The following is an 18,006-nucleotide window of genomic DNA, read 5'->3' on the forward strand; positions in this document are numbered from 1 at the left end:
TTGTTTGAATTTGTTATTTATTTTATTTTCATGAAAATTCTATGTTAAACACACCAAAACAACACTTATGATGAATTGTATTTTGGCGATACAGAGAGTAGTCAAATCTTGTGCGAGGAAGAACGAATCTGTAAAGTGAGGAGCATGAGATGGATTGGTCAGATATCGGAAGATGCAAATAAATCTGTTGACAAAAATAATTAAGAGCAGAAGATATATTGAAAAACCTGTAAAATACAATGCTAATCCAAATAGAGAAATAAAGATGTTCGAACGTAAAAATTTCATGGTATATGTGGGTGAAAAAAGTGGCGCTAGTTACGTCAGTGGGTTAAGCAAAATTGAAGAAATCTACAAGGTTAATGTCGATGCTGAATTTAGCAAAGATGAATGTTCTACACTTCTTGATCGAATAAAACATGATAAAAAGAGGACAGATTTGGAGCCAAAAGAGCGGAAGAAGAGAAGTGACTGGGCATCCCATTTGAAACGGTATATTGCATTCAGGACAGAAATTACCCGGATTGTTCCCTCTGTTCAAAATTGTTCTTCCAGCTTAGACTGTGATATAATTCATTTTATTATCGATAAATATAAGTCTGATTTTTTAACGATAGATAGTCGTGAACGCTACAAATGGAAAGCTATTGGCTGGTATAAACAACAATGGGACATAGATGCAGTTGATTTTTCAATGATGCTGGCATCTGCCTTTGAGAAAGCAGGCAATCTGCTTTCAGCGAATATGTATTGGCCTTATGATATGATGGTGGAATTTGCGGAAGCGAACCCCGAAGCTGTTCGGAAACTCTTTCGAATGCTTTACAATGAAAATATTCCACTTGCAGAGCGTTATGCAGCTTTTCGTGAAGGGTTTGAAGGCTATGCTAAGCCGTTGGGTAAAAAACATTATCAAGATCTTCATGCTATTTCAGTATATTTGTCGTTTGAATACCCTGAAAAGTATTTTATTTTTAAGATGAAAATATTCTCTATTTTCCGAAAACGTGTTGGATATGCAGTGGAAAAAACAAAACAGCAATCTTCCGTCTGGAAAGTAGAAATTTATACTCAGATGTGTCAACTGATTTTAGATGAAGTTCAAAAGGATTCGGAACTTATCCAAATGAGCAAAAATCGTTTGGATGATAGCTGCTATCAGGATGAAGCGTACCACTTGCTCACAATGGATATTGTTTTTTTTGGAGGGATGTATATGTCCGAATCTGATTTTAAGAACAATAGTCAGGAAACTGCTGCATTGAGTTACTGGCCTGCTTTGGACGAATACAATCCCGGAATTACCGCGGATATGTGGGCCTCAGTCTTAGATGATGATACTGTCACCTCTCCCAAAAATATGGATATGTTTCGAAAAATGCTGGAACTGGGCGGAGAAAGTACCTGCGCTCATTTAGCTGAAGTATACGGAAATACTTATGGATACTATAACAGGCTGGTAACCAGTTTCGGCGAAAAGGTGAAAAAGAAGTACAACTGTCCCGATTGTGTTGATCGAGAAGATGATAGAACTGAACGAAATCAAGTATGGGTGATTCCTTTTGTTGGTCGTTATGTCACCGAAAACGGAAACAAACGTTATTCTTGGAAATTGCGTGATGAATTGAAAGAGGCACTTATGAACATGGATATTACAGAGGTTTCTCTGGAGGAAAAAAACGTAACCGATGTTGGTTTGAACACTATCTTTTACGGTCCTCCTGGAACAGGCAAAACTTATCACACGGTTATTTACTCCGTTGCAATCATTGAAAATAAGAAATGGATTGAGATAGAGAAGGAAAATTACTCTGATGTGTTGGAGCGCTACAGTAGATATAAGGCAGAGGGAAGAATTGAATTCACGACTTTCCATCAATCTTATGGATATGAGGAATTTATCGAGGGTATTAAACCTATTCTTACTTCAGAAGATGGTATTGATGGGGAAACAGGCGATATTCAGTATAGTGTGCAGCCTGGGATATTTAAAAAATTCTGCGAGAAAGCACAGCATCCGAGTACATTAAAAACGAAAAACTTCTGTTTTAGAGAATCCCCGAATATCTGGAAAGTATCCTTATGGGGAACCGGGAATAACCCTGTCCGTTCGGAGTGCTTGAAAAATGGCCACATTCGTATTGGATGGGACGATTATGGGAAGGACATTACAGATGAAACCGATTTTGATGATGGTGGTAGAGTAGTTCTGAATGCCTTTATGAACCGTATGCAGATCGGTGATATTGTGTTTTCGTGTTACAGCTCTACTACGATTGATGCCATCGGCGTTGTCATGGGTGAATATGAATGGCATGATGAATACGATAACCTGAAACGGTTGCGAAAAGTGAACTGGATTGTGAAAGATATTCAGGAGAATATACTTTCCATTAATGGCGGAACTCCCATGACATTGGCTTCAGTTTATCGTCTGTCAAATGTGACGGTTAATGATGTATATCAGATTATTGAGAAATATTATTCTGTTCCACTTTCACCTGTAACCGATAGTCATGACAACAATTATGTTTTCATCATTGATGAAATCAATCGTGGTAACATTTCAAAGATTTTCGGTGAACTAATTACCTTGGTTGAACCGATAAAACGCTGGGGAAATTCGGAAGGTATGAAGGCTGTGCTGCCCTATTCTCAAAAGTCTTTTGGTGTACCGAAAAATGTATATATTATAGGTACCATGAATACGGCGGATCGTTCCATTTCAATCATTGATACAGCTTTGCGCCGCCGATTCTTCTTCAAGGAAATGTTACCGAATCCTGATGTCTTGGCAGATGTAAGTGTAAAAGGTCTGTCTGTCAGTAATTTGCTTACTCACATGAATAAACGGATTGCTGTTTTGTATGACAGGGAGCATACTATTGGTCATGCATATTTTATGCCGCTGAAAAAAAATCCGACGATTAAAAAACTGGCTGAAATTTTTACAAATAACATTATTCCTCTCCTGCAAGAATATTTCTATGAGGACTATGAAAAAATCCGGCTGATACTTGGCAACAAGTTTATTGCTGTTAATACTGTTAATTCGAATGACTTGTTTGGTCAAGAAGATGTCGATTTGGATGATGGGTGCAGCTATGAGATCAACTATGCTGCATTTGATGACATTGAATCCTATCGTTCCATTTTAAATGTAAAGGAAAACGAGGTATAGAGTGAACTCTTTTTATCAAATCAAAGAATATGATTCGTTTATTTCTGATAAAGAAATTGCTGGATATAAGACTTTGCCTGAGTCCATTTTCCATCAACTTGAGGATTTTATTCTGACTAATAGCAGCAAGGATACCGATGCACTGGAGTTGATGGGACTTTCTGCAAAAAAGGGTATTGGAAAGGTGATCACGGCAAAAAATTATGTCGGCATTATTACACTGAATGATGGGATAACCATTGAAATCTTGCCCAAAATTTACTCGGCAAGTGTGGACGACAATTTTGGTACCAGAACCAAACGGGTGTTGATCGATATGCTGAAAACGCTACGGGAAATACCATTTAAATCTTTAAAAAATTCTTTTGTGAATATTGAAAAAATGGATATTTTTGAAATATTTATTAGAATGTTTGTGAACGAGGTGTTCTTCATTGTCAAGCGTGGTCTCAAATGCAGTTATGAAGCAATCGCAGAGAACACTACATTTTTTAAGGGAAAGATACTGTTTTCAAAGCAGGTCAAGTTGAACCGTTTCCATAAAGAGCGCAACTATGTTGAATATGACGCATTTACAGCCAACCGTCCGGAAAATAAATTGTTGAAAGCAACATTGATTTATCTCTGCAAAAGGACTACATCTTCAAAAAATAGAAGTGATATAAAAAGTTTGCTGGGTGTATTTTCAAATGTGGAGGCTTCTGCTGACTACAAAGGCGATTTTGCTAAGTATATAAGTGATCGAAACATGAAGGATTACAATACTGCATTGATGTGGTGTCGGGTATTCCTGATGGGCAAGAGTTTTACTTCTTTTGCAGGATCGGAAATAGCACTTGCGCTGCTATTCCCAATGGAAACACTTTTTGAAAATTATGTCGCAGCTATACTGAAAAAGAAACTTTCCAGAAGTGACTTTACAGTTTCAGTTCAGGACAGAACTTATCATCTATTCAATGAGCCTAGTAAGAAATTTCTGATGAAACCGGATATTGTGGTTAGACGTAAATCTGACGGAGTTTCTTTTGTGTTGGATACCAAGTGGAAGATTCTTGATGCTGGAAAAGTGAATTACGGTATTGCTCAGGCTGATATGTACCAGATGTTTGCCTACCAGAAGAAATATGGAGCAGAATGCGTTATGCTGCTTTATCCTGAAATAGAGAAGAGACCTCTGGAAGATGATATCGAATTTAGATCAGATGATGATGTAATTGTTCGAGTTCAATTTATTGATTTGTTTAATGTAAAAAACAGTATTACAAAGATTATACAACAATTTGAGGTAATAACTGTTTAATCATTTGGCAACAAAGATGTGTTCTCTTTGCGCTGTTTTGCAGCTATCATTGTGAATTTGTCATCAGCGAACGGGTTTATTAATCATTCACTTCTGATTAAGTTTGAAAGATGAATAGCATGAAGAGAACGTTGTGTAGATAAAGGAATAGAGTAAATTTTATCCTTCACTCATTTTGCTCACGATGACCTTGTTGAGGAATGTTTTCCCAGAACCTTGTTATTTCTCTATTTTTACAGAAACGGGTGATCTTGCCGTTTTCATGCCGAGATATTATAAGTACCCAAAAGCATTCTCATGTGACTAAAACCTTATCTAGACGATGAAGTGTAGACAACTTTCTTGCCGAATGGAGCTGTATGTAATGAATCAATCCGAGTTAAATCCATCAAGATGCTTCCGGGTTAACCTTCTTCATCATCCCCGTGGTTGAGGATGAAGTTCAGGTCGTCAATGCCCAGGCTGGAGGTAAAGCCTTCATCTCCCAGCACGTTGGCGACGAGCTGGTTCTTCTGATGCTGGAGAATGCGGATTTTTTCTTCCACGGAATCCTTCGTCAGGAGGCGGTAGGCAATCACCTTGTTTTTCTGGCCGATGCGGTGCGTACGGTCGATGGCCTGGCTTTCTACGGCCGGGTTCCACCACGGGTCATACAGAACGACATAGGAGGCGGAAGTAAGGTTGAGGCCGGCGCCGCCGGCTTTCAGGGAAAGCAGGAAGACGGAAGGGTCCTTGGTCGTCTGGAATTTTTCAATTTCTCCGCGGCGGTCCTTGGTCTGGCCGGTAAGATAGTTAAGCGGCCTGTTTTCCGCTTCCAGCCTGTTCTTGATGATTTCCAGCATGGAAACGAACTGGGAGAAGACGAGCACTTTGTGCCCTTCTTCCCGGAGCTGGTCCAGCAGGTAGAAGAGGGCTGTCATTTTGGCACTGTCTTCCTTGGCGTATTTGGGATCCACCAGGCCGGGGTGGCAACAGATCTGACGCAGGCGCATCAGGCCCTGCAAAATGGCGAAACTGTTCTTTTTGACGGATTCGTCCGAATCCAGGCCGAGCAGGGCCTGCTGTATGCGGCGGAGTTCCGCCTTGTACAGCTGGCTCTGGATGCCTTCCATTTTGGCGTACACTTCTTCTTCCGTCCTGGGAGGCAGGTCTTTTGCCACCTGGGATTTGGTGCGGCGCAGCAGGAATGGTTTCAGGCGCGCGGCCAGGCGGTTCTGGCTCTGCGGGTCCTTGCGCTTGTCAAAGCGCTTCTTGAAGTAGGAGCGGGAACCGAGGACTCCGGGCATGGAGAAGGCCATGAGGGACCACATGTCCAGCAGGCGGTTTTCAATGGGTGTGCCGGAGAGAACGAGACGGTTGTAGGAAACGATTTCCCGTGCCGCCTTGGCTGCCTTGGAATCCGGGTTTTTGATCTGCTGGCCTTCGTCCAGAATAACCGTAAGCCATTTGATTTGGTTCAGGGTTTCCCCGCAGACGCGGAGCTGGGCGTAGTTGACCACGACCATGTCGTAATTCTTCTTGATGTCTTCCAGATTGGCCTGGTCTTTGCTGCGGATGACGAGGACGCGCACGCCTGGCGCAAATTTTTCCGTTTCTCCCGCCCAGACGTCCAGCACGGATTTGGGGCAAACGATAAGAACCGGAGGGATGACGACTTTTTTCTTGGATTTGTTTTTGCGGGCGAATTCTTCACGCAGCCAGAGGACGTAAGTGATGGACTGGATCGTTTTACCCAGGCCCATGTCATCCGCCAGAATGCCGCCGAACCCGTTCGTGGCAAGGTAAGCCAGGAAATGGAACCCTTCCACCTGATACGGGCGCAGGGTGGCCTGGAGCTGGGAGGGAACATCCGGCTTGACGTCGATCTGGATTTCCGCGGTACGGTCCTTGATACGTTTCCAGGCCTTTGGATCGAACACTTCTGCGGCTTTCGGGTCCGCCAGCTGCATGGCGTGCATGCGGTGGGTTTCTCCGGAAAGATCGAAGGGGTCCAGGCCCAGGCGGGTAACGGCGTCGCGCTGGTCATTGTCCAGTTTAATTTCCAGGCGCATCCATCCTCCGTCGTCCATGCGGACGTAACCGCCTCTGGCGGCGACCAGGGCGCGGATTTGCTCCTTGGAGAGCTGGACGCCTTCCACATCAATGACGATGCGGAGGTCAAACCAGTCGATTTCCTGGTTGACTACTTCAAACCGCACGGCGGCGGCCACCGGATCCGCCAGCAGCGTCTTGAGCTTGTCGTCCATATTGACGGTCAGCTCTTTCGGAAGCTGTTTGGCCCATTCCGCGAATTTTTCGGGGAACTGGCGGGTGACGCGGGCCTTGAACGCGCCCACCTGGGGATCATAGGAAAAGCCCATTTCTTCCAGCAGGCCGGGAATGGGATAAAGGTGCTCCCGGATGAAACGCAGCAGAACTTTGTTCTTCATGGGTTCCTGATGGGATACGTCCCAGCCGTCCTTGCCGAGTTTTTCCGTGCGGTAGCCGGAAGCGTCCCTGGCGCTTACTTCGCAGAGCACGTGTTCCGTTTCCGCAGAGGTGAGGCCGCGGACGATTTTCATGTCAAAGGTGCCGCGCAGATCGATGTCCACCACGCGGTCTTCCATGCTGGGGGGCAGGGAAGCGCCTATTTTACGGAGGAATTCCACCCCTTCAAGGCTGTCGATGACCTGTTTGGGAATGGAGTAGCGGGGTTCCACTTCCGTGCTTTCCAGCCAGCGGGGGGGGCCGGGAAAGACGGTTTCGTCAGACTGGTACAGTTCCTGCTGCCCCGGAAGCTGCCGGACGGAGTGGGAGACGTTGATGCCGGTGGAAGTTGCAAGCTGAAGAGCGTAGCAGTCCGGTTCAATGGGATCGTCCAGGCAAATCCATTTGAGCGGTTCGTCCACCACTTTGAAATAGTTTTCATCAAGGTTCACCAGGTAGCCTTTCAGGGCGGGCTGGTGGAAAAGTTTGTTCATCAGGGCGCATGCGGCTTCCTGGTCCAGGTCCAGCGTCAGGGCGTCTTCCGCACGGGCGTAGTCGGACAGGGAGACGAGCAGGATTTCCGTCTGGGCGTCCATGCGTACGGCGGCCCGTTCATGCAGATTTTCCAGATGTTCCAGATCCTGTTTTTCCCGGACGGGAATCCAGTCCTGCTTCAGGGAATGACGGTATTCGAAATGCCCCTCGTTAATAGTGGAAACAAGCCTCATGAACAGTTCTCCGCGGGGCGGCTGCGGGGGGCGTTCATTCACGGATTGGATGCGGTCATACCAGGTGCCGACTTCACGGGAGCGCTCCCATTCATGAATCTTGCGCTGTACCTTTTCCAGATCCGTAATGGATTCCATGAATTCCGGATAGGGCAGGCGTTTCTTGTTGAAGGCGTAAGCAATGTAATTCCAGAATTCGAGGATGTTCGTGGGAGGCACGGGCCACAATTCCAGCGGGTCATAGCTGACGATTTCCCATCGGGGATTCAGGCGCACCATATCATGGTCGTGAATCTCCTGTTCAATGGCGAAACGGCGGTAGCGCTTCTCCAGTTTGCTGACGTAGTCCGCTTCCTTGTCGTCCAGTTCGCGGCCCAGTTTCTCTTCCAGAATATCCAGAAGGGGAACATCATTCAGTTCGTTCGGGGACTCCGGAAGGTCCTGGCCGCGGTACATGCGCTCCAGCATGGCGGCATACATGGCCGCTCCGGCGAGGTCCTCGTCTTCCGTGGAGCATGCTCCGAACCACCTGTTGCCCTGAAGGCGCAGATTTACGCGGTGCACGCCGTATGCGTCTTCCACGCGGCCCTGAATATATAAATGATTGCCGAAAATTTGCGTGACTGCGCCATCTTTCTGGAGTTTCTCTCCCCGCAGCCGGATTTCTTCCGGAAAGGCATTGAGAAAGTTCAGAGTAGCCCTGTCCGGGTTAAGTGCCATGCTCATAATATCAAACTGTCATATAAAAATTGGAAACAAGCGTACCCGGTCAGGGGACGCCACAGGTCTATGCACTTTACTATGGCACAAAAAGCGGATTAGAGCAACTATTCTCTGAAAATAATTCCGGAGGTTGTTTGTGGTGATGTGTTTATTATTGGATGACAAATTGTTATGTTTATGTGAAGAAGGTCGATTTTGGAAGAAAACGAACATATTTTATCATCTTGGAAAGAAAAGATGTCAGTCTTGCGTAACATGATTCTTGACAGGTTCGTCGTAAAAGCGTCTTTTATGCCTGAAATTTTATGTCCTCTGCATCACTTCTACAGTTACTGGCGACTCAAGCCCGCTTGAGCGATGGCGAATTGGCCGAACGTCTTGACATGACTGAAGAAGCCGTGCGGGCCCAGCGGGAGCAGTGGGAGCAGGAAGGCGTCATCCTCGGATACCAGGCTGTAGTGAATGAGGAATATGAGCATGACAGCAAGGTGGCTGCTTTCATTGAAGTGAAAATGACGCCTGAACGCGACGGCGGTTTTGATCGCCTGGCCATGCGCATCTCACGGTTTGACGAAGTGTCCTCCTGTTATCTGGCAAGCGGAGGTTTTGACCTGCTGGTGCTGGTGGAAGGAAAAAGCATGCGGGAGATTGCCCGGTTTGTGGCGGAAAAACTTTCTACGCAGGAAGGGGTGTTGTCCACTTCCACACACTTTCATCTGAAAACCTACAAGAAAAACGGTTGTGTGTTCGAAGATCCCGTACAGACCGAACGCCTGGCCGTCGCTCCGTAATCCTCTGCCGTTACGAAAGGAATCATTATGAACTGGCAGAATAAAATAGCGGAGCAGGTAAGCTCCATACCCCGTTCCGGCATCCGGGAATTCTTTGACCTGGTTACGGGGCGGACGGATATTATTTCCCTGGGCGTAGGGGAGCCGGACTTCGTGACGCCGTGGAACATACGGGAAGCGGCCATTTACTCCCTGGAAAAGGGTCATACCTCCTATACATCCAATTACGGGTTGGAATCCCTGCGCCGTTCCATCGTCAAATACGTGGACGGATTTTTCTACGTCAACTACGATCCCCTGCGTGAAGTGCTGGTGACCGTAGGCGTAAGCGAGGCCATAGATCTCGCTCTCCGTGCCATTCTGAATCCGGGGGATGAGGTTCTTTACCACGAACCCTGTTATGTTTCCTATGCCCCCAGCGTCAATATGGCCTACGGCGTAGCTACCGCCGTTCCTACGAGCAAGAGGGATCTTTTCGCCCTTAACCCGGAGGTGCTGGAAGCGGCCATTACCCCGCGGACCAAAGTGCTGATGCTCAACTTCCCGACTAATCCTACCGGAGCGGTGGCCCCGGTGGAAACCCTTCAGGAAATTGCCCGCATCTGCATCAAGCACGATCTCATGGTGCTGACGGATGAAATTTACAGCGAACTGCGTTATGACGGCAAGCCGCATGTTTCCATAGCTTCTCTGCCGGGGATGAAGGAACGCACGCTTCTGCTGCACGGCTTCTCCAAGGCATTCGCCATGACGGGGTTCCGCCTGGGTTATGCCTGCGGTCCGGAGCCGCTCATTTCCGCCATGATGAAAATTCATCAGTATTCCATGCTCTGCGCCCCCATTACTTCCCAGGAGGCGGCCATTGAAGCGTTGGAAAACGGGACATCCGCCATGTTGAAAATGCGGGAAAGCTACCGCCAGCGCCGGGATTACCTGGTGAAGCGCCTTAATGAAATCGGCATGGACTGCCACCTGCCCGGCGGTGCGTTCTATGTCTTCCCGGACATTTCCAAATTTGGCTTGACCAGCAAGGAGTTTGCCACCCGGCTGCTGATGGAGAAGCAGGTGGCCGCCGTGCCGGGGACCGCCTTCGGCGCGAGCGGAGAAGGCTTCCTGCGCTGTTGTTATGCGACCGCCTTTGACCAGATCAAGGAGGCCTGCAACCGCATGGAGCATTTTGTGAAAACTCTTTCCTGACCCGGCAGTATTCATGAACTCCGTGACGGAGGCGCTGAAAACAAAGGCGTATGTGGCGCCGTTTGCAGTATTCATGGGCTTTACCCTGGTATGGCAGTTTGGCGCCCCGTTTCTGGAATGGGACCACCCGGCCGCGCCCTGGTGGAGAAGGGCGCCGGAACAATGGCTGTACCCCGTTCAGGCGATCGTTTGTTTTGCCCTGGTTTTCCGGTGGAGAAAAGCCATTGATTGGGATTGGCGGTGGAAGCCCGCCGCCTGGGGAATTCTGTTCGGCGTGCTGGGTATCCTGTGCTGGCTGGCCCCGACCATGATAGCGGACCGCCTGCCCGGAGGCGCGGACGCCTGGTTTGGCCATCCCTCCTGGCCCTGGTACCGGTATCTGCTGGGAATTGACGCGCGTCCGGAGGGGTTTGATCCGGGCATCGTCTTCCTTACGGATTCCTGGAGCTGGCTGGCGGCCCTGGTGCTGCGTTTCTTCCGTGCCGTGGTTGTGGTGGCTCTGGTGGAGGAACTTTTCTGGCGCGGCTATCTGATGCGTTTGATGGTGAATCCGGACCATCCCTGGAAGGTGCCATTCGGCGCTCATAGCTGGAAGGCATACTGGGTGACTACCCTCTGTTTCATGGCGGTGCACCAGCCCGTGGACTACTGCGGCGCGTTCGTTTACGGTTCCCTGGCGTATCTGCTTGTCGTCTGGCGGAAAAATCTGTGCGCCGTGATCGTGATGCATGCGGCGGCGAATGCGCTGCTGGGCTGGGCCGCTCTGGCATGGGGCAAATACGGATTATGGTGAATCCGGCGTTTACAGAGAGAAATTTCTTGAGTACATAAAAGCCGATGACTCCAGAGGAAGCCATAGAAATTTTGTGGGACTACCATCACGTGAAGCAGGTGCTGCATCCGGCGGAACTCATTTTCATTCTTGGCAGCAATGACATAAGGGTGGCGGAATATGCGGCGGAACTTTATGCCCGGAAGCTGGCTCCCCTGTTGCTCTTTTCCGGCGGGATGGGGCGTTTTACGGGGGAATGGGCCGTACCGGAAGCGGAACTTTTCGCAGAGGCGGCCATGAAGAAGGGCGTGCCGGGGGATTGCATCCTTATTGAAAACAAATCCACCAACACGGGAGAAAATGTCCGCTTTTCCCGCGCTGTCCTGGAAAAAGCCGGCATTCCGGAACCATCCAGCCTCATCGCCCTGCAAAAGCCCTATATGGAACGGCGCACGCTGGCTACGCTCCAGGCCCAGTGGCCGGAAGCGCGGGTGGCGGTCAGCTCCCCTCCCTTCACGTTCAGGGAATACCTGACCGGGGAACTGCCGCAGGAGCTGGTTGTCTCCGCCATGGTGGGGGACTTTCAAAGGATACTGGAATATCCTAAACAGGGATTTTCCACGGAACAGCCTGTGACTCCGGAGGCGATGGCGGCATTCCGCACGCTGGTGGAAGCGGGTTATGGCTCCCAGCTGCTCAAGGGGGTTCCCCTCCTCTGGAATTCTTGAGAAGACACGCTTTTTGCTTTCACTGAACGCTGATTGCGGGCATCAATACAACCCGCATAGCCAACCCAATTATATAACTCATCATGGCAGACAGAACCAACACAGACCCCGCCCGAATGGAAAAAATCGTGAGCCTCTGTAAAAGGAGGGGATTCATCTTCCAGTCAGCTGAAATTTACGGCGGTCTGAACGGTTGCTGGGACTATGGTCCCATGGGGGTGGAACTCAAGCGCAATCTGAAGGAATACTGGTGGCGTAAAAATGTGCAGGAACGCGAGGATGTGGTCGGCATGGACGGTTCCATCCTGACGCATAACTCCGTACTGGTGGCTTCCGGCCATGTGGGCGGATTTTCCGACCCGATGTGCGATTGCCTGTTGACCAAGGAGCGCCTGCGTGCGGACCAGGTTCCGGCCCAGAGCGGCATGGGGTTTTTCTATACCGGGGCTGCCAAAAAAGACGGTTCCTGGAATATTGAAAAGAAGTACTCCGTTCTGGTGGAATCTGAAAAACAGGCGGACAAGGCCCGTAAGACTGCGGCTCAATATTATGCCCAGCTGGCCGGCAAGGATGCCTCTTACAAGGATATGGAGTTGAAAGGCGAGTGCATGGAAACCGTAACGGATTCCACCATGTACAACCCTGCCAACGGTTCCCTGCTGACGGAAGCCCGTGAGTTCAACCTCATGTTCAAGACGACCATTGGAGCTACCTCTGATGAAAACGATCCCAACGCTACGGGCTGGCTGCGCCCGGAAACGGCCCAGTCCATTTTCTGCCAGTATAAAAACATTCTGGACAGTTCCCGCGTCAAACTGCCTTTCGGAATCGCCCAGATCGGCAAATCTTTCCGCAACGAAATCAACCCGCGGAACTTCACTTTCCGTTCCCGCGAATTCGAACAAATGGAAATCGAATATTTCTGCCGGCCGGAAGACGGGCTGCGTCTGGTGGATGAATGGCTGGAACACCGTCTTTGCTTCTATGACGAAGTGGGGGTTCCGCGCGAACACATTCACATTTTGGACGTGCCGGACGGCGAACGCGCTTTCTACTCCAAGAAAACCTATGACCTGGAGTATGAATTCCCCTTCGGCATCCAGGAACTGGAGGGCATCGCCTACCGGACGGATTATGACCTGAGCTGCCATCAGAAAGGTTCCGGCCGTCCTCTGGAATACTTTGACGAAGAGACGCGGGAGAAATTCATTCCCCATGTGGTGGAGCCTTCTGCCGGTTGTGACCGCACCATTCTGGCCATTATCTGCGAAGCTTACGATGAAGAGGAGCTGGTGGACGACAAAGGTAAAAAAGACGTCCGCACGGTACTCCGCTTCGTGCCCCGCATGGCCCCGATCAAGGCGGCCATCTTCCCTCTGCTTAAGAAAAACGGGGAACAGGTGCGTATTGCCCGGGAAATTGAAAAGACGCTTCAGCCGTGGATGTCCGTCTTTTATGATGAAACGGGAGCCGTCGGCCGCCGTTACCGCCGCCAGGATGAAGTGGGTACTCCTTTCTGCATAACCGTGGACTTTGAAACTCTCGGGGAAAACGATGCTTCTCTCAAGGGGACGGTGACCATTCGCCACCGCGACTCCATGAAACAGGAACGTGTTGCAATTAACGACCTGCTGCATTGGCTGATTGCCCGCGTGCGTTAATGTTTTTCAGCGGTTTGAGGCCGGAAAATATCTTCAGAGCCGTCCCGTTTACAGCGGGACGGCTTTTTATTTCCCAGATAGCAGCGGAGAAAGGGAGGCTGGAGGGCGAATTCCGGAAGTGATTTTTCCGGAAGAAGACACATTGTTCCGGAATCAGTATGACAGGGAGGCTGGTGCGTTTTTTGATGCGGGTATGCCCGGCGGGAAATGGTTGTTTTACACGTTCACGAAAAGCATATTGAATGAAATTTTAATGAGAGTTATTGACGGCCTGCCAGCAGAAAAGGAAGATGACGGGCGAGGCTGTTCGGAAAAAACGTCCTGATTTTTGAGCTTTTTTTCTTATCTGCTGTCAAAGGTTTATACGGCATGGAATGATGCGAGCAGGTAGAAAGAATATTGATGATGGAACATTCAGTAATTTTTCCGGACCATCGGAAGGTTTGCGCCCTGGGGCAGGGAACCTGGAAAATGGGAAAATCAGCGTTGAGGGAAGCCGATGAGATAGATGCTTTGCGCGCCGGCATTGAGCTGGGCATGAGCGTAGTGGATACGGCGGAGATGTATGGCAACGAGGAAATGGTGGGAGCGGCAATCCGCGGATTGCGCAACCGTGTTTTCCTGGTTACCAAGGTGCTGCCCGGCAACGCCAGCAGGACAGGAACCAAAGCGGCCTGCGAACGGAGCCTGAACAGGCTGAAGACGGACTATGTGGATTTGTTTCTGCTTCACTGGGGCGGTCCCCATCCCATTGAAGATACGGTTGCCTCCATGGTTGAGCTGCAGCAGGAGGGTAAGATAAAGGCCTGGGGCGTGAGCAATATGGACGTTCCGGAAATGGAGCGGTTTTATGCCGTCCCGGGGGGAGCCTCCTGCGCCGCCAACCAGATTCTTTATAATCTGGCCCATCGCGGCGTGGAGTACGATTTGTTGCCGTGGTGCCGGGAACGCCACCTTCCCGTGATGGCCTATTCGCCTGCGGATGAAGGGCGGCTTTCCCGCAATCCGGTGCTGATGGAGATTGCGCAGAAGCATGAGGCCACCCCGGTGCAGATTGCTCTGGCCTGGATTTTGCGCTGCCCTGGAATGATTGCGATCCCCAAAGCTGGTTCCGTCACGCATGTGCAGGAAAATTACCGGAGCTTGTCCATCAGGCTGACTGCGGAAGATGTGGATTTGCTGGATGGGGCTTTTCCGCCCCCGGTCAGCAAGGTGCATCTGGATTCCTGGTAAACCGTGACGCCGTCCGGCAGTCGGAGTGAAACGGGACGCGCGGATTTTCCTGCCGCATTACAATTGTTTCAAGCCCTTCATCTGTACCGGGATGAAAGGGCGTCTGCGGATAATTTCCATACACGCATGCCTTGATGATGCTTGTGGGTACGATATGAGGGAGGCATTGGCTTTGCCGTTCGTAAGGCCGGGGAATCCGCTGACGATATCCGGAAGGGGGCCGGATCTTTTTGTTTGAAAAGAGAATGTGCTTTTTTCCCGTTCCAGCTTCTTCAGCAGGAAAGAAGGCTGAATGCGGCTGTGAGAAAGCCGCCCTTTCTGGGGAATACGGCATTCCCGGAGAGGCGGCTCCAGAAAAGGGGCGGGAAAATCAAAAGCGTTACAGCGGCTGCGCGTCCGTCCTGGGTATCCAGACAGGCGTATTCTGGAAGGTGCTGGCGTAGTACCAGGAGCCGCGTTCCGCGCGCAGGATGAGCGGGGTGGATTCCGGAAGAGTGATGAGCGCCGGGCTGTTCATGTCCGCAGCGTGTCTGCCGGGCGTTTTTTGGGTAACGACCAGCAACCGGTCCGCCGGAATGGATTCCGGGGTTTCCGGGTACATGATGTAGTTCATGACAGCCGCCACGGTGACCAGCCCGCTCAGGGTGGCCAGGATGGTCAGCAGCGCCCCGTGTCTGCGGGTAACGGTCAGCAGGGCCAGGAAGGTGAGCATGACGGCTCCGGACAGGATGGAGATGGGGCCGAGCGTTTCATGGCGGATGTAAGTGAGCCACTGGTTTTCCGTGGTGTTGGCGGGCAGGATGGCACCCTCCTTGCGTTCGATGAATTGCAGATTGTATTCAGCTTCCGTGAAGTATGGGGAGAGTTCCAGAGCACGGCGGTAATTGAGAGCGGCCAGACCGGGTTTGTTCATGCGGTAATAGGAATTACCGATGCCGAAACAGGCGTAGGCGCGTTCTGCCTTGGAAAGGTTCATATTGCCGCTTTCCTTGCTGAAATAGTCAATGGCTTTGGCGTACTCTCCCTGTTCATAGGCTTTTACGCCCAGGTTGTCCGTTTCCGACGCGTTTCCGGCTGTTCCGGCCAGAGACAGGGCCAGTATGGCGGCCATCATGAGAACGGGAAGCTTGGCAATGGCTTTTTTAATAGCCTGGAGCATATGCTGGCGTTCCGCGTGCGGCAGTTCTTCCGAAGATTCCGAAGGCTTGAATGCCCTGTCGTCCCGGAGTTGAAGGATATCTTTCATTTTTTCATTCTGCTTGGAAGGTGGAATATAGGATTCAATAAAGTTGCCGGCGGCACGCAGGAATTCCGTGGAGCTTGCCTGGCGCGGAGTGGAAGCGAGCCTGCGGAAGGCTCTCATGCGTTCCCTGGCCGTGAAGCTTTCCTTCCGTATTTTCCGGATGTAGCGGATAAGAGCCATTCCCAGCAGGATGACGGCGGGGATGTAGGCCAGGAAATACCACCCCCAGTGAGCCGGAGCGGTAAGGGCGTTCATGACGATGGCGGGCATGAGTCCGTAAATATCCGTCATTTCAGCTACCGGAATGGTGCCTGCCGGGGGAGGCGTGGCGGGAGCGGCGCCTCCGGCCGCCGTTCCAGTAATGGCTGAGGCCTTCCATTCCAGGGGAATGGGGGCTGTGGTTACGGTTTTGTACTGTTGCGTGCTGGGGTCAAAAAAAGTGAGTTCAAAGGGAGGGATGGCATCCGTTTGGGCAACCGGGCGCATCATTTGCTGAAATTCCACGGTTCCCTGGATGGAGCGCGTATTCTGGCCCGGGTCCAGCTTGTTGGGAGGATAGAGTTTCCAGTTGGAGGCGTCTGTGAGGGCCGGGCAGGCGATACTGTGGATATTTCCTGTTCCTGTTACCTTGATTTTAACAGTAATGGGTTCATTGGCGCTGAGATCCCGCGCATCCGTGGTGGAGGAGATGCGGAAATTCCCTACGGCATTGGTGAAGGAAGAGGGAGCTCCCGGAGGGAGTTCCTGGGCTGTGATTTTCACTTCCGGAATGGCCATTTCCACCAGTACTTCCGAACGGATGAAGTTGGCGATGAGAGGGTCCGCCTCCGGCAGGGCGGCGCGTGCCGTGACAGTGCCGGATGCCGTTACCTCCCCGGCGCGCAGCGGGAACAGGGTGCTCTGGAAGGTCATGACATTCCAGTTGACGCCTTTGTAAAGTACAGAACCGCGAGGCTGTCCGCGGAGCAGTTCCACCAGCGTGGGTTCAAAGCGCCAGGTAGCCAGGTTGGAGGTGGTAATGGCGGGCGCCGTGTATTCCAGAATGTATTCCGGGGCGTAAATTTTCAGTTCGCAGCGGTCCGGCTGATGGACATAGGGTTTCTGGTTGTCCACATGCCACAGCATGCCGTACGGGACTGCTGTACCGTTCAGGTTCAGCGTATTCCATTTGATGGCGCTGTACGGGTAGACAGTCAGCGTCTGGGGAAGCGTGGTATAGGTGCGGCCATTGTTGGCCTGCAGGGTCAGGGAAGGGATTTCCACGGTGCCCACTTCGTCCGGCGTTACTTCAATGGCCATCAGGAAGGCGGATTGGTTTGGAGACCCCGGCCAGCGGATGTAGTTGCCCTGGCTGACCCAGCGCAGGCTGGCGCCCTTTACCCGGGGAAGCGGGTCCTGGCGGGCGATGCTGCCGTCTGTCAGGATGATGAAGAGACGGGTTTGTTCTCCCGGCACAACGGCGTCGGACAGCCAGGTGGTAACCACCTGCTGAGCCATAAGCGTGACAGTCATGCAGAAGAAAAGCGAAAGAATGGCGAGCAGTTTTTTCATCTTGTTTTGCGGGATATGTTTAAAGGGGTGGCTTCGCGGAAGCGGGCGGAATGGGTTAGTAATCCTTATCCGGAGGAATTTCCGGAGAACGCTGGGGAACGGGGCAGCCGGGTTCAATGTCCCTGCGTTCCATCAGGATGGCTCTTGCTTCCCTGCGTTCCTTTTCCTCCCTGCTTTCCTTTTGTGCGGCTGCCGGAACGGGCTTGTTATCTTCCGGCTGGGGCTGCGGTTTTTCCATTCCGGACGTTTCTGGCAGCCTGTCTTTTTCCGGAGAGGAGGGAAGCCGGGCATTTTTCATTTCATTTTCGTCCCTCTTGCTTTCCTTGGTTTCGGCGTTATCCTTGTCTTGGTCCTTGTCTTGGTCCTTGTCTTGGTCCTTGTCTTGGTCCTTGTCTTGGTCCTTGTCTTGGTCCTTGTCTTGGTCCTTGTCTT

11 protein-coding genes are annotated in these 18,006 nt (G+C 50.7%); 8 read left to right on the plus strand and 3 right to left on the minus strand.

The features are described 5' to 3' along the window. Positions 1–172 precede the first annotated feature (172 nt). Together BHW66_RS03485 and BHW66_RS03490 are read left to right on the plus strand one after the other, a co-directional pair. Positions 173–3,181 (plus strand): AAA family ATPase, encoded by a 3,009-nt coding sequence (locus BHW66_RS03485; RefSeq protein WP_202976311.1) that lies wholly within the window; start codon positions 173–175, stop codon positions 3,179–3,181. A gap of 1 nt (position 3,182) precedes the next feature. Then, positions 3,183–4,481 carry an McrC family protein gene (locus BHW66_RS03490; protein WP_046435562.1) on the plus strand — a complete coding sequence of 433 codons (1,299 nt, stop codon included), beginning with the start codon at positions 3,183–3,185 and terminating at the stop codon, positions 4,479–4,481. 404 nt (positions 4,482–4,885) lie between these two features. On the opposite strand, the gene BHW66_RS03495 is transcribed toward BHW66_RS03490, so the two are convergent. Beyond that, the gene (locus BHW66_RS03495; RefSeq protein WP_215439998.1) at positions 4,886–8,401 is read right to left on the minus strand and encodes a DEAD/DEAH box helicase; all 3,516 of its coding nucleotides are present in this window, start codon (positions 8,399–8,401) and stop codon (positions 4,886–4,888) included. 302 nt (positions 8,402–8,703) lie between these two features. Between BHW66_RS03495 and BHW66_RS03500 the strand changes: the two genes are divergently transcribed. The 6 genes from BHW66_RS03500 (at position 8,704) to BHW66_RS03525 (ending at position 14,780) form a co-directional block, all read left to right on the plus strand. Further along, entirely contained in the window at positions 8,704–9,189 is a 486-nt protein-coding gene (locus BHW66_RS03500; RefSeq protein WP_046435560.1) for an Lrp/AsnC family transcriptional regulator, read from the plus strand. 27 nt (positions 9,190–9,216) lie between these two features. Then, entirely contained in the window at positions 9,217–10,386 is a 1,170-nt protein-coding gene (locus BHW66_RS03505) for an aminotransferase class I/II-fold pyridoxal phosphate-dependent enzyme (protein WP_215833449.1), read from the plus strand. A gap of 13 nt (positions 10,387–10,399) precedes the next feature. Next, on the plus strand, positions 10,400–11,179 hold the full coding sequence (locus BHW66_RS03510; RefSeq protein ID WP_046435556.1) for a CPBP family glutamic-type intramembrane protease: 780 nt from the start codon (positions 10,400–10,402) through the stop codon (positions 11,177–11,179). A gap of 44 nt (positions 11,180–11,223) precedes the next feature. Continuing rightward, on the plus strand, positions 11,224–11,886 hold the full coding sequence (locus BHW66_RS03515; RefSeq protein WP_046435554.1) for a YdcF family protein: 663 nt from the start codon (positions 11,224–11,226) through the stop codon (positions 11,884–11,886). Positions 11,887–11,969: 83 nt separating this feature from the next. Further along, on the plus strand, positions 11,970–13,547 hold the full coding sequence (locus BHW66_RS03520; protein WP_102733413.1) for a glycine--tRNA ligase: 1,578 nt from the start codon (positions 11,970–11,972) through the stop codon (positions 13,545–13,547). A gap of 402 nt (positions 13,548–13,949) precedes the next feature. Further along, positions 13,950–14,780, plus strand: coding sequence for an aldo/keto reductase (locus BHW66_RS03525; RefSeq protein ID WP_215489832.1), 831 nt, complete (start codon positions 13,950–13,952; stop codon positions 14,778–14,780). Between the two features lie 379 nt (positions 14,781–15,159). On the opposite strand, the gene BHW66_RS03530 is transcribed toward BHW66_RS03525, so the two are convergent. Both BHW66_RS03530 and BHW66_RS03535 read right to left on the minus strand, forming a co-directional pair. Further along, a complete protein-coding gene (locus tag BHW66_RS03530) occupies positions 15,160–17,574 on the minus strand; it encodes a tetratricopeptide repeat protein (protein ID WP_022196935.1) in 2,415 nt (804 codons plus the stop codon). Positions 17,575–17,629: 55 nt separating this feature from the next. After that, positions 17,630–18,006 (minus strand): hypothetical protein (locus BHW66_RS03535; RefSeq protein ID WP_286688906.1); only part of this gene is annotated, 377 nt, incomplete at its 5' end.

The organism is Akkermansia sp. 54_46 (assembly GCF_001917295.1).
Classification (GTDB): domain Bacteria; phylum Verrucomicrobiota; class Verrucomicrobiia; order Verrucomicrobiales; family Akkermansiaceae; genus Akkermansia; species Akkermansia muciniphila.

Excerpts from the sequence above, each read along its gene's own strand:
- BHW66_RS03485 (WP_202976311.1), top strand. The coding sequence starts at position 173 with ATGCAAATAAATCTGTTGACAAAAATAATTAAGAGCAGAAGATATATT.
- BHW66_RS03495 (WP_215439998.1), bottom strand. The coding sequence starts at position 8,401 with ATGAGCATGGCACTTAACCCGGACAGGGCTACTCTGAACTTTCTCAAT.
- BHW66_RS03500 (WP_046435560.1), top strand. The coding sequence starts at position 8,704 with ATGTCCTCTGCATCACTTCTACAGTTACTGGCGACTCAAGCCCGCTTG.
- BHW66_RS03505 (WP_215833449.1), top strand. The coding sequence starts at position 9,217 with ATGAACTGGCAGAATAAAATAGCGGAGCAGGTAAGCTCCATACCCCGT.
- BHW66_RS03510 (WP_046435556.1), top strand. The coding sequence starts at position 10,400 with ATGAACTCCGTGACGGAGGCGCTGAAAACAAAGGCGTATGTGGCGCCG.
- BHW66_RS03515 (WP_046435554.1), top strand. The coding sequence starts at position 11,224 with ATGACTCCAGAGGAAGCCATAGAAATTTTGTGGGACTACCATCACGTG.
- BHW66_RS03520 (WP_102733413.1), top strand. The coding sequence starts at position 11,970 with ATGGCAGACAGAACCAACACAGACCCCGCCCGAATGGAAAAAATCGTG.
- BHW66_RS03525 (WP_215489832.1), top strand. The coding sequence starts at position 13,950 with ATGATGGAACATTCAGTAATTTTTCCGGACCATCGGAAGGTTTGCGCC.
- BHW66_RS03530 (WP_022196935.1), bottom strand. The coding sequence starts at position 17,574 with ATGAAAAAACTGCTCGCCATTCTTTCGCTTTTCTTCTGCATGACTGTC.